Raw genomic sequence first — 11,871 nt, 5'->3', positions numbered from 1 at the left:
ATCCACCGAAATGGACGGGGTATCAACTTCTGGCGTTGATTTTTGGCACGCTGTTGAGTTCTCAAGGAACGGACGCTTCCTTTGTACTCACCCTCAGTAACACTTACTAGGGCTTTCCTCCGGGCTTCGTTCTGTTCTGTTCTTGCGTTTCCGACTCTATCAGACTCTTTCGGGCCCGATTTCTTCGGCGCTTTCCAGGTCCTTCGCTTTCGCGCTTTCCCTTTCCGGCGATTCCGACTCTATCAGATTCTCTTCCGTGCCGTTTCCGACTGGATTTGAATTCCAATGGCCTTCGGGGGGCCTTTCCCTTTCGGGAGAACCAGACTTTATCAGGTTTCCCTGGTCTGGTGATCCCACCCGCTCGCGCTCGGGGGGCCGGACACACGTGTGTGTGCGGGTCCGTGCGGGGTGGAGACGTAAACGTACTGGAGCGGGGCCCCCGGATGCAAATCCGGGGGCCCCGCTCCATGAGGTCACCGCGAAGGTGGAGGTCAGACCTCGACGACGACCGGGAGGATCATCGGGCGGCGGCGGTAGCCGTCCGAGACCCACTTGCCCATCGTGCGGCGGATGAGCTGCTGGAGCTGGTGCGGCTCGGCCACACCGTCCGCGCCGGCGCGGGCGATCACTTCCTCGATCTTCGGCAGGATCGCGGCGAACGCCGAGTCCTCGATGCCTGAGCCGCGGGCCTGGATGTTCGGGCCGCTGACGACCTTGCCCGTGGTGCTGTCGACCACCACGAAGACCGAGATGATGCCCTCGTCCCCGAGGATGCGGCGGTCCTTGAGGGAGGTTTCGGTGACGTCGCCGACCGAGAGGCCGTCCACGTACACGTAGCCCGCCTGGACCTTGCCCGAGATCCGGGCCTTGCCGTCGATCAGGTCGACGACCACGCCGTCCTCGGCGATGACGATGCGGTCCTTCGGGACGCCCGTCATGGCGCCGAGCTCGGCGTTGGCGCGCAGGTGGCGCCATTCGCCGTGGACCGGCATGAGGTTCCGCGGCTTGCAGATGTTGTAGAAGTACAGCAATTCGCCGGCGGAGGCGTGACCGGAGACGTGCACCTTGGCGTTGCCCTTGTGCACGACGTTGGCGCCCCAGCGGGTCAGGCCGTTGATCACGCGGTAGACCGCGTTCTCGTTGCCCGGGATCAGGGACGACGCCAGGATCACGGTGTCGCCGGGGACGATCCGGATCTGGTGGTCGCGGTTGGCCATGCGGGACAGCGCGGCCATCGGCTCGCCCTGGGAACCCGTACAGACCAGCACGACCTCGTCGTCCGGCAGGTCGTCGAGGGTCTTGACGTCGACGACGAGACCGGCCGGGACCCGGAGGTAGCCCAGGTCACGGGCGATGCCCATGTTGCGGACCATGGAGCGGCCGACGAAGGCGACCCGGCGGCCGTACTCGTGGGCGGCGTCCAGGATCTGCTGAATGCGGTGCACGTGGCTCGCGAACGAGGCCACGATGATCCGCTTCTGCGCGCTCGCGAAGACGCCGCGGATCGCGTTGGAGATGTCGCGCTCCGGCGGGACGAAGCCCGGGACCTCGGCGTTCGTCGAGTCCGAGAGGAGGAGGTCGATGCCCTCTTCGCTCAGACGCGCGAACGCGTGCAGGTCGGTGAGGCGGTTGTCCAGCGGCAGCTGGTCCATCTTGAAGTCGCCGGTGCAGACGACCATGCCGGCGCCGGTGCGGATGGCCACGGCCAGCGCGTCCGGGATGGAGTGGTTGACGGCGATGAACTCGCAGTCGAAGGGGCCCAGGTTCTCGCGCTCGCCCTCCTTCACCTCGAGGGTGTAGGGGCGGATGCGGTGCTCCTGGAGCTTCGCCTCGATGAGGGCCAGGGTCAGCTTGGAGCCGATCAGCGGGATGTCCGCCTTCTCCCGGAGGAGGTAGGGGACGGCGCCGATGTGGTCCTCGTGGCCGTGGGTGAGGACGATGCCCTCGATGTCGTCCAGGCGGTCCCGGATCGACGAGAAGTCCGGCAGGATCAGGTCGATGCCAGGCTGCTCCTCCTCGGGGAAGAGGACGCCGCAGTCGACGATCAGCAGACGGCCGTCGAACTCGAAGACCGTCATGTTGCGGCCGATCTCACCGAGGCCGCCCAGCGGGGTGACCCGGAGGCCGCCCTTCGGGAGCTTCGGCGGCGGGCCCAGTTCAGGGTGCGGATGGCTCAAAAGTTTCTCCTTCACCACGCGCGCCACGTACCCCGGGAGGCACGCGGCGGCGCGCGCATGTCATTCGTGCACTTGCTTATGTCTGTTTCGTTCGTGCTTATTCAATTGTGAAGTCTGTTGTCAGAGCTGTACCCCACCCGCAGCAAGATCGATCTTGAGCTGCGCGGTCTCTTCGTCGCTGAGCCCGACGAGCGGCAGGCGCAGCGGGCCCGCGGGCAGGCCCTGGAGGTTCAGCGCGCGCTTGGTGGTCATCACGCCCTGGGTGCGGAACATACCGGTGAACACGGGCAGCAGCTTCTGGTGGATCTCGGTGGCCTTCTGCACGTCGCCGCCCTGGTGCGCGTCGAGCATGGCACGCAGCTCGGGGGTGACCACGTGGCCCACCACGGAGACGAAGCCGACCGCGCCGACCGACAGGAGGGGCAGGTTCAGCATGTCGTCGCCGGAGTACCAGGCCAGGCCGCTCTGGGCGATGGCCCAGCTGGCGCGGCCGAGGTCGCCCTTGGCGTCCTTGTTGGCCACGATACGGGGGTGCTCGGCCAGCCGGACCAGCGTTTCGGTGTTGATCGGGACACCGCTGCGGCCCGGGATGTCGTAGAGCATCACGGGCAGCTCGGTGGCGTCCGCGATGGCCTTGAAGTGCTGGTAGAGGCCTTCCTGCGGCGGCTTGCTGTAGTACGGGGTCACCGCGAGCAGGCCGTGGGCGCCGGTGCGCTCGGCCTGGCGGGCCAGCTCGAGCGTGTGCCGGGTGTCGTTGGTACCGATGCCGGCCACGACGTGGGCGCGGTCGCCGACCGCTTCGAGTACGGCTCGTACGAGGTCGTTTTTCTCCGCGTCGGTGGTCGTGGGCGACTCACCGGTGGTGCCGTTGATGATCAGGCCGTCGTTGCCTGCGTCCACCAGGTGGACGGCGAGCCGCTGCGCGCCGTCGAGGTCAAGTGCGCCATCAGCCGTGAACGGCGTGATCATGGCGGTGAGGACCCGCCCGAAGGGGGTCTGCGGAGTCGAGATCGGAGCCATGGGTAACACGCTACTCGCTGCCACGCTCGCGGTGTCCCCTCGGGGGACGTCAACACTGGGTTGGAGCCCGGCACTGCCTGCTCGGGGGTTCAAGCAGTGCCGGGTCCGTTTGATCAGCCTAGATGAACTTTACGAAACGCCGCAATACGGACACTTGGGACTTGCTTCCGCACATCTGTACGCCGGGCGTGCATCGGACCTTACGGGGCAACGCGACCACCGCCGGCGAAGATCGTCCGCGGTCGCGGGGCGGCTTTGGCCCACCCGCTCCCCCACATCCGTGAACCGTCCTCCCCGGGTGGGCCGGGGCCGTCCCTGGGACGCGCCCGGTATCACTCGTTCAGCTGACGGGGCGCCATAAAATTTGGTTAATGTCCCGAATTAAGGCACCGATTGAGCCGCCCGCTCGTCCTACAGGGGGGAACCCTTCCCGTCCCGTACCGACCGCCCCCAGGGGCCTGATCGCGAGGAGATCCGCTCCCATGTTCCGCCGGCGCGAACCCGTCCCGTTCGCCTTCGTCGCCGAGGCCGACCGATTCCGCAGTAACGTCACTCCGCCGCCGCGCGAGAGTCTGAGCAAGACCCAGATCGCCGCCCGTAGTCTGGTCGGACTGACCGTGGTGGCGGGGCTCGTCGGCTCGCTGCTCTTCGGGATGCCCGCACTGCAGCCGTACAAGGCCACCGAGAAGGGCCAGCAGTCGGAGGCCTCCCAGGGGCGGTAGCCTCACGGGCACAGCCCCATCGAACGTGCATGTGAGTGAGGTCCAGCCGTGCCCCTGCCCTTCTTGACGGCCGACGGCGTCTTCGACGCTCACGAGGACGAAGCCCTCCCGCACGCGGATCCCGCACGCTGGCGGCGCCCCTACCGGCCCGGCCCCTGGCGGGTGGCCGGTGCGGCGGTACTGCTCCTGGTCTCCGCCTTCATGCTGCTCGCGACGGTGATCATCGCCTTCGCCGGCACCACCGGCGGGGCCGCCGTCGCGGCGGTCGCCTCGCTCGCCGTGGTCGGATCCGCACTGCGCCTGCTGCGCACCGGCGTCTGGGTGAGCCCCTCGGGACTGCGCCGGGTCGGCTTCCTCACCACCCGCTCGATCGCCTGGAGCGAGATCGACGGGGTCCACAAGGTCCAGCAGCCGGTGCGCTGGCTGGGCCTGCCGAGGACCGTGCAGGGCCAGGCCCTGACGCTGGCCGGGCGCGGCGGCGCCGAGCTGCCGGTCCTGCTGACCGACCACAACGCCGACTTCCTGGCCCGCGGCGAAGCCTTCGACCGTGCCGCGGGGCAGGTCGAGGCGTGGGCCGAGGAGTACCGGGCCGTGCCCGCCTGACCCGGGAGCAGACGTCCACGAGGGCCCGTACGGGGATCAGACCCGTGCGGGCCCTTCGGCTGCCGGTCCCGCGGCGTGCAGGGCGATCGCCCGCTGCATCGCCTTGCGGGCCCTGGGGGTGTCGCGGGCGTCGTGGTACGCGACGGCGAGGCGGAACCAGCTGCGCCAGTCCCCCGGCGCGTCCTCCGTCTCGGCCTTGCGGCGCGCGAAGACCTCGTCGGCGGAGTCCCGCAGGATCCTGCCGTACTGGTCCCGCTCCAGTTCGTCGACGGGCAGGCCGCCCTCGGCCTCCAGCTCGGTCGCGAGCTGGTTGGCCCGGGTGACGAACCGGGTGTTCATCCAGAGGAACCAGATGCCGATGACCGGCAGGATGAGCACGGCCGCACCGAAGGTGACGGTGAGCCAGGTGCCCTGCTGGAGCAGCATCAGGCCCCGGCTGCCGACCAGGACGAAGTAGACGACCAGGACGGCGGCCGTGAGGAAGTACGTGATCTTCGCGCGCATGGTGCTACTGCCTCATCAGCCGAGGTCGAGGAAGTTTTCCAGGCCGAAGGTGAGGCCCGGGGTCTGCGTCACGCGGCGGGCGCCGAGCAGGATGCCCGGCATGAAGCTGCTGTGGTGCAGGGAATCGTGACGGATGGTCAGGGTCTCGCCCTCGCTGCCGAGCAGGACCTCCTGGTGAGCCAGCAGGCCGCGCAGGCGGACCGCGTGGACCGGGACGCCGTCGACGTCCGCGCCGCGGGCGCCGTCCAGCGCCGTGGCGGTGGCGTCGGGCTGGGCGCCGAGGCCGGCCTCGGCGCGGGCGGCCGCGATGAGCTGGGCCGTACGGGTCGCCGTGCCGGAGGGGGCGTCGACCTTCTTCGGGTGGTGCAGCTCGACGACCTCGACGGACTCGAAGTAGCGGGCGGCCTGGGCGGCGAACTTCATGGTGAGGACGGCGCCGATGGAGAAGTTCGGGGCGATGAGCACCCCGGTCTCCGGGGAGCCGGCCAGCCAGGTCTCCAGCTGGGCGAGGCGGTCCTCGGTCCAGCCGGTGGTGCCGACCACGGCGTGGATGCCGTGGCGGACGAGGAAGTCGAGGTTCCCCATCACGGAGGCGGGGGTGGTCAGCTCGACCGCGACCTGGGCACCGGCCTCGGCGAGCGTCTCCAGCTTGTCGCCCCGGCCGAGGGCGGCCACCAGCTCCATGTCCTCGGCGGCCTCGACCGCCCTGACGGCTTCGGAGCCGATGCGGCCCTGGGCCCCGAGGACTGCCACGCGCAGCTTGCTCATGTTGCTTCCTTCGTGTCCGTACGGAACTAGGCGACCGCTTCGGCGAGGCGGGCGGCCTGCTTCTCCTTCAGCGGGCCGATCACCGCGAGCGAGGGCCGCTGGGCCAGTACATCGCGGGCGACCGCGCGGACCTCGTCCGGGGTCACCCGGGCGATGCGGGCCAGCATGTCGTCCACCGACATCTGGTCGCCCCAGCACAGCTCGCTCTTGCCGATGCGGTTCATGATCGCCCCGGTGTCCTCCAGGCCGAGGACGGTGGAGCCGGAGAGCTGGCCGACGGCGCGCCGGATCTCCTCGTCGGTGAGTCCTTCGGAGGCGGCCTTGTCCAGCTCGTCGCGGCAGATCCGCAGCACGTCGTGGACCTGGCTGGGGCGGCAGCCCGCGTACACGCCGAAGAGGCCGGTGTCGGCGAAGCCGGAGGTGTACGAGTACACGCTGTAGGCCAGGCCGCGCTTCTCGCGGACCTCCTGGAAGAGCCGGGAGGACATGCCGCCGCCGAGGGCGGTGTTGAGCACGCCCAGGGCCCAGCGGCGCTCGTCGGTGCGGGCCAGGCCCGGCATGCCGAGGACCACGTGGGCCTGCTCGGTCTTGCGGTTGACCAGCTCGACGCGGCCGGCCGTGCGCAGCCGCTTGGTGCCGGTGCGCGGGCCGACGGGGACGGCGTCGGTGTGCGTGAGGGCGCCGGCCCTCTCGAAGGCCGCGCGGACCTGGCGTACGACCTTGTTGTGGTCGACGTTGCCCGCGGCGGCCACGACCAGGTGGGTCGGGTCGTAGTGCTTCTTCCAGAAGCGGCGGATCCGGTCGGCGCCGAGGGCGTTGATCGTGTCGACGGTGCCGAGGACGGGGCGGCCGAGCGGCGAGTCCCCGTACATGGTCTGCGCGAACAGGTCGTGGACCATGTCGCCCGGGTCGTCCTCGGTCATCGCGATCTCTTCGAGGATGACGCCGCGCTCGGCGTCCACGTCCTCCTCGCGGATCAGCGAGCCGGTGAGCATGTCGCAGACCACGTCGATGGCCAGCGGCAGGTCGGTGTCGAGCACCCGCGCGTAGTAGCAGGTGTACTCCTTCGCCGTGAAGGCGTTCATCTCGCCGCCGACCGCGTCGATCGCGGAGGAGATGTCGAGGGCGCTGCGCTTGGCGGTGCCCTTGAAGAGGAGGTGCTCCAGGTAGTGGGTGGCGCCGTTGAGCGTGGGCGTCTCGTCACGGGAGCCCACGTTCGCCCAGATGCCGAAGGTGGCGGAGCGGACGGAGGGCAGCGTCTCGGTGACGACGCGCAGCCCGCCGGGCAGGACGGTGCGCCGGACGGTGCCGATGCCGTTCTGCCCCGAGAGCAGGGTTTGGGTACGGGCGACGGCCCGCCCCTCGGAAGAGGGGCGGGCCGTCACACGGGAACTACGCGACGTCACTTGTCGGAGTCGTCCTTGTCAGCCTCGGCGTCGGCGGTCTCGCCGTCGATCACGGGGATCAGGGAGAGCTTGCCGCGCTGGTCGATCTCGGCGATCTCGACCTGCACCTTGGCGCCGACCGCGACGACGTCCTCGACGTTCTCCACGCGCTTGCCACCGGCGAGCTTGCGGATCTGCGAGATGTGCAGCAGGCCGTCCTTGCCGGGCATCAGGGAGACGAAGGCACCGAAGGTGGTGGTCTTGACGACCGTACCCAGGTACCGCTCGCCGACCTCCGGCATGGTCGGGTTGGCGATCGCGTTGATCGTGGCGCGGGCGGCCTCGGCGGCCGGGCCGTCGGAGGCACCGATGTAGATGGTGCCGTCGTCCTCGATCGTGATCTCGGCGCCGGTGTCCTCCTGGATCTGGTTGATCATCTTGCCCTTGGGGCCGATGACCTCACCGATCTTGTCCACCGGGATCTTGACGGTGATGATCCGCGGGGCGTTCGGGGACATCTCGTCCGGCGTGTCGATCGCTTCCATCATCACGTCGAGGATGTGGAGGCGGGCGTCACGGGCCTGGGTGAGGGCCGCGGCCAGAACGGAGGCGGGGATGCCGTCGAGCTTGGTGTCGAGCTGGAGCGCGGTGACGAACTCCTTGGTGCCGGCGACCTTGAAGTCCATGTCGCCGAAGGCGTCCTCCGCACCGAGGATGTCGGTGAGGGCGACGTAGTGGGTCTTGCCGTCGATCTCCTGGGAGATCAGGCCCATGGCGATGCCGGCGACGGGGGCCTTGAGGGGCACACCGGCGTTCAGCAGCGACATGGTGGAGGCGCAGACCGAGCCCATGGACGTCGAGCCGTTGGAGCCGAGGGCCTCGGACACCTGACGGATCGCGTAGGGGAACTCCTCGCGGGTCGGCAGGACCGGCACGATCGCGCGCTCGGCGAGCGCGCCGTGGCCGATCTCACGGCGCTTGGGCGAACCCACGCGGCCGGTCTCGCCGACCGAGTACGGCGGGAAGTTGTAGTTGTGCATGTAGCGCTTGCGGGTCACCGGGGAGAGGGTGTCCAGCTGCTGCTCCATGCGGAGCATGTTGAGGGTGGTGACGCCCAGGATCTGGGTCTCGCCACGCTCGAACAGCGCCGAGCCGTGCACGCGCGGGATGGCCTCGACCTCGGCGGCGAGGGTACGGATGTCCGTGAGCCCGCGGCCGTCGATGCGGACCTTGTCCTTGATGACGCGCTCGCGGACCACGGCCTTGGTCAGGCTGCGGTAGGCGGCGGAGATCTCCTTCTCGCGGCCTTCGAAGGCCGGGAGGAGCTTCTCGGCGGCGATCTCCTTGACGCGGTCCAGCTCGGCCTCGCGCTCCTGCTTGCCCGGGATGGTCAGCGCCTGGGTGAGCTCGCCCTTGACGGCGGTCTCGAGGGCCGCGTACACGTCGTCCTGGTAGTCCAGGAAGACCGGGAACTCGCCCTCGGGCTTGGCGGCCTTGGCGGCCAGGTCGGCCTGGGCCTTGCAGAGGACCTTGATGAAGGGCTTCGCGGCGTCCAGACCGGAGGCGACGATCTCCTCGGTCGGCGCCTCGGCGCCGCCCTTGACGAGGGCGATGGTCTTCTCGGTGGCCTCGGCCTCGACCATCATGATCGCGACGTCGCCGTCTTCGAGGGTGCGGCCCGCGACGACCATGTCGAAGACGGCGTCCTCGAGCTCGGTGTGCGTCGGGAAGGCCACCCACTGGCCGCGGATCAGCGCGACGCGGACGCCGCCGATCGGGCCGGAGAAGGGCAGGCCGGCCAGCTGGGTGGACGCGGACGCGGCGTTGATCGCGACGACGTCGTACAGGTGGTCGGGGTTGAGCGCCATGATCGTGGCGACGACCTGGATCTCGTTGCGCAGGCCCTTCTTGAAGGACGGGCGCAGCGGGCGGTCGATCAGGCGGCAGGTGAGGATCGCGTCCTCGGAGGGGCGGCCCTCGCGGCGGAAGAAGGAACCGGGGATCTTGCCGGCCGCGTACTGGCGCTCCTCGACGTCCACCGTGAGGGGGAAGAAGTCGAGCTGGTCCTTGGGCTTCTTCGACGCGGTGGTGGCGGACAGCACCATCGTGTCGTCGTCCAGGTAGGCAACGGCGGAGCCGGCGGCCTGGCGGGCCAGACGGCCCGTCTCGAAGCGGATGGTGCGGGTGCCGAAGGAACCGTTGTCAATGACGGCCTCGGCGTAGTGGGTCTCGTTCTCCACTAGCGTTTTCTCCATATTCGTCGTCTCCGTCCACCACCCGTGTGGTGGGGGACGGTGGCGGAGAAGCGCTCCTGGCGTGCGGGCCGGTCTTCGATCGAAGCACCCGGTTCTGAGCCCCGTCGCGGGGCTTTCCGGATGCCACTACCGAGGACCGGCGGCGTAGGGAGGGCGCTCCTCCTCTTCTGTTGTGCGCTGTGTCCCAGCCTACAAAGCGTCGGGCAGGTCGCGCACGTACAGCAAAGGGAGCGGTCCCATCGGTGTGGGAACCGCTCCCTTCACAGCGTCTTTACTTGGCGCCGGCCGCACCGCGACGGATGCCGAGGCGCTCGACCAGCGTACGGAAGCGCTGGATGTCCTTCTTGGCCAGGTACTGCAGCAGGCGGCGACGCTGGCCGACCAGGATCAGCAGACCACGACGGGAGTGGTGGTCGTGCTTGTGGGTCTTGAGGTGCTCGGTCAGGTCCGAGATGCGGCGGGACAGCATGGCGACCTGGACCTCGGGGGAGCCGGTGTCGCCCTCCTTGGCACCAAACTCTGCGATGAGCTGCTTCTTCGTTGCGGCGTCGAGCGGCACGCGTACTCCTCGTAATAGGTCTTCGTTGCCACCGAGTGCCCCAGGTCGAATTCTCTGGGGATCTTCCGTTACTCGGGAGGCGGGGTCCGCTGAGCGCAGCCTCCAGAGGATCTCCGGGGGCGCGTACACAAACGGCCGTCACACAGCGTACCAGGCTGCCGGGTCCCGGCAGTCTCAGCTGGTGAGAGAGCGGGCGCGGACGTAGACGTCGAGCACGGCCAGGGCCAGCGGGGCCAGGCTGAGCAGCACCGCGGCCTCGGTGAGGTCGAGCAGCCTTCCCCAGAAGGGTGACAGGCCCTTGCGGGGGATGACAAGCGCAATTCCCGCGAGGAGGGCCGCGCCGGCGGCGACGGCGGCGGAGAGCCAGATCGTACGGAGGTCCAGGCCGGCGCGGTCGTGGTGCTCGACGAGCTCGGCGGGCACGTGCAGGGCGAGGCCGAGGACCAGCAGGGCGACGGCGGCCAGACCGGCGGCCAGCGCGCAGACCACCTGCGAGGTGTAGCGGAAGAGCCGGGCCCGCAGCAGCATCGCCAGCCCGGCGGCCAGCGCCAGCAGCCGGCCCCAGGTGTTGTCGGAGAAGCCGAGGACGGCGGCGGAGCCCACGACCACGGCGGCGCAGCCCCCGACCAGGCCGAGGAGCATCTCGTGGCCCCGGCGGGCCTGGGCCGCGATCTGTTCGGCGTCCAGCTGGGCGGCCGGGTCGTGGCCGGGGTCGGCGCCGGGGGTGCCGTCGGCGCCGTCGGGGTCCCGGCGGGCCGCGCCCTCGTACCGGTCCGGGGTCTCGTACTCGTCGACGGCGCTGCGCGGGGCCGCGTACCCGATGGGCAGCCGGGCGAAGCGGGCCGAGAGGCCGGGCAGGAAGGCGACGAGCCCGATGGCGACGGGGGCGCAGACGGCGGCGGTCGCGGTGGCGGAGCCGTCGGCGGTGATGGCGGCGAAGGTGGCCAGGGTGCCGGTGGCGGCGAGGAAGGTGGCCGCGACGAAGGGGGCGTCGCCGTGTGGGGTGAGCGCGACCAGGGCGACGGAGGCGACGAGGACGCAGACGCAGCCGAGCAGGAACTGCAGGCGGCCCGGCCCCTGGCCCGCGCCGGCGGCGACGATGCCGGAGCCGGCGATCAGCAGGTGCGGGAGGGCGCCGAGGCCGAGGGCCACGGCGGAGCCGCGGTCGCGGTAGACGCGGGCGCGCACTCCGGCGGCGGCGGTGAGCAGGACGCCGACGGCCCCGGCGATGATCCCGGGCAGGCCGTGCATGTCGTGGCGGACGGGGTCGGCGTACCAGAGGACGAAGCCGAGCAGCACGAGCAGCAGGGCGGCCGCGGCCAGGCCGGCTCCGCGCAGCATGTCGTCGCTCCAGCGGTGCCGGTCGCGCACGACGGCCGCGGCGACGGCGTCGGAGACGTCGTCGAAGACCGCGGGCGGCAGGGACTCGGCGAAGGGGCGCAGGCTGAGCACCTCGCCGTCGAGGACCTGCTGGGCGGCGAGGGTGCGGGCGCCGTCCAGGACGGCGCCGGAGCGGCGTACGAGGTGGAAGCCGGTGGGGGCGCCGACGGGCTGGGTCTGGCCGGTGAGGCGCAGCAGCTCGGGGTAGACGTCCGCGACGGCGATGTCCTCGGGGAGGGCGACGTCGATGCGGCTGTCGGGAGCCACGACGGTGACCCTGCAGAATCCCGTCGCCTCGGCCGTACTCACCTGTGTGACCCCCCTGGTTGGCGCCGGTGGCGGCGGCCGATTCGCGGATGCGCATGCTGCGCGGCGTCACCCTACCCGGCGGGGGTGCGACTGTCGGCAAGTAGGATCACCGGGCGCGGTGGAGACCCCCTCCGCGCCCGGGACTTGGGGGCGCCGGTTGCGATGTCCCGTCCGTTTTCGAGGGATTGA

At 70.1% G+C, this 11,871-nt stretch carries 10 protein-coding genes; 2 read left to right on the top strand and 8 right to left on the bottom strand.

All coding sequences use genetic code 11. The features are described 5' to 3' along the window. Window positions 1–491: 491 nt before the first annotated feature. Both ACFYYT_RS08110 and dapA read right to left on the bottom strand, forming a co-directional pair. Entirely contained in the window at window positions 492–2,177 is a 1,686-nt protein-coding gene (locus ACFYYT_RS08110) for a ribonuclease J (protein ID WP_351829090.1), read from the bottom strand. A 120-nt stretch (window positions 2,178–2,297) separates the two neighbouring features. After that, window positions 2,298–3,197 (bottom strand): 4-hydroxy-tetrahydrodipicolinate synthase, encoded by a 900-nt coding sequence (dapA, locus tag ACFYYT_RS08105; protein WP_351829093.1) that lies wholly within the window; start codon window positions 3,195–3,197, stop codon window positions 2,298–2,300. 482 nt (window positions 3,198–3,679) lie between these two features. Here dapA and ACFYYT_RS08100 point away from each other — a divergent pair, with 482 nt between their 5' ends. Further along, entirely contained in the window at window positions 3,680–3,919 is a 240-nt protein-coding gene (locus tag ACFYYT_RS08100; protein ID WP_351829096.1) for a hypothetical protein, read from the top strand. Window positions 3,920–3,967: 48 nt separating this feature from the next. Next, the gene (locus ACFYYT_RS08095; protein WP_351829098.1) at window positions 3,968–4,522 is read left to right on the top strand and encodes a hypothetical protein; all 555 of its coding nucleotides are present in this window, start codon (window positions 3,968–3,970) and stop codon (window positions 4,520–4,522) included. Window positions 4,523–4,558: 36 nt separating this feature from the next. Here the strand turns inward: ACFYYT_RS08095 and ACFYYT_RS08090 are convergent, their stop codons facing one another. The 6 genes from ACFYYT_RS08090 to eccD all read right to left on the bottom strand — a co-directional run bounded on the left by ACFYYT_RS08090 (window position 4,559) and on the right by eccD (window position 11,682). Next, the gene (locus ACFYYT_RS08090; protein ID WP_351829101.1) at window positions 4,559–5,026 is read right to left on the bottom strand and encodes a hypothetical protein; all 468 of its coding nucleotides are present in this window, start codon (window positions 5,024–5,026) and stop codon (window positions 4,559–4,561) included. 15 nt (window positions 5,027–5,041) lie between these two features. After that, window positions 5,042–5,794 (bottom strand): 4-hydroxy-tetrahydrodipicolinate reductase, encoded by a 753-nt coding sequence (gene dapB / locus ACFYYT_RS08085; protein WP_351829104.1) that lies wholly within the window; start codon window positions 5,792–5,794, stop codon window positions 5,042–5,044. A 26-nt stretch (window positions 5,795–5,820) separates the two neighbouring features. Continuing rightward, window positions 5,821–7,200, bottom strand: a complete 1,380-nt coding sequence (locus ACFYYT_RS08080; protein ID WP_351829106.1) for a pitrilysin family protein — start codon at window positions 7,198–7,200, stop codon at window positions 5,821–5,823. Beyond that, entirely contained in the window at window positions 7,197–9,419 is a 2,223-nt protein-coding gene (locus ACFYYT_RS08075) for a polyribonucleotide nucleotidyltransferase (RefSeq protein WP_351829133.1), read from the bottom strand. The genes ACFYYT_RS08080 and ACFYYT_RS08075 overlap by 4 nt, the downstream gene beginning before the upstream one ends. Before the next feature lie 286 nt (window positions 9,420–9,705). After that, window positions 9,706–9,993 (bottom strand): 30S ribosomal protein S15, encoded by a 288-nt coding sequence (rpsO, locus tag ACFYYT_RS08070; RefSeq protein WP_008737721.1) that lies wholly within the window; start codon window positions 9,991–9,993, stop codon window positions 9,706–9,708. Window positions 9,994–10,167: 174 nt separating this feature from the next. Next, window positions 10,168–11,682, bottom strand: coding sequence for a type VII secretion integral membrane protein EccD (eccD, locus tag ACFYYT_RS08065; RefSeq protein WP_351829110.1), 1,515 nt, complete (start codon window positions 11,680–11,682; stop codon window positions 10,168–10,170). Between the last annotated feature and the right edge of the window lie 189 nt (window positions 11,683–11,871).

The organism is Streptomyces sp. NPDC002032, assembly GCF_042890765.1.
Lineage (GTDB): Bacteria > Actinomycetota > Actinomycetes > Streptomycetales > Streptomycetaceae > Streptomyces.
The sequence above is the reverse complement of the archived record's forward strand: the minus strand, read 5'-3'. Positions and strand labels throughout refer to the sequence as shown.

Coding starts and splice junctions, on each gene's coding strand:
- dapA (WP_351829093.1), bottom strand. CDS start 3,197: ATGGCTCCGATCTCGACTCCGCAGACCCCCTTCGGGCGGGTCCTCACC.
- ACFYYT_RS08100 (WP_351829096.1), top strand. CDS start 3,680: ATGTTCCGCCGGCGCGAACCCGTCCCGTTCGCCTTCGTCGCCGAGGCC.
- ACFYYT_RS08090 (WP_351829101.1), bottom strand. CDS start 5,026: ATGCGCGCGAAGATCACGTACTTCCTCACGGCCGCCGTCCTGGTCGTC.
- dapB (WP_351829104.1), bottom strand. CDS start 5,794: ATGAGCAAGCTGCGCGTGGCAGTCCTCGGGGCCCAGGGCCGCATCGGC.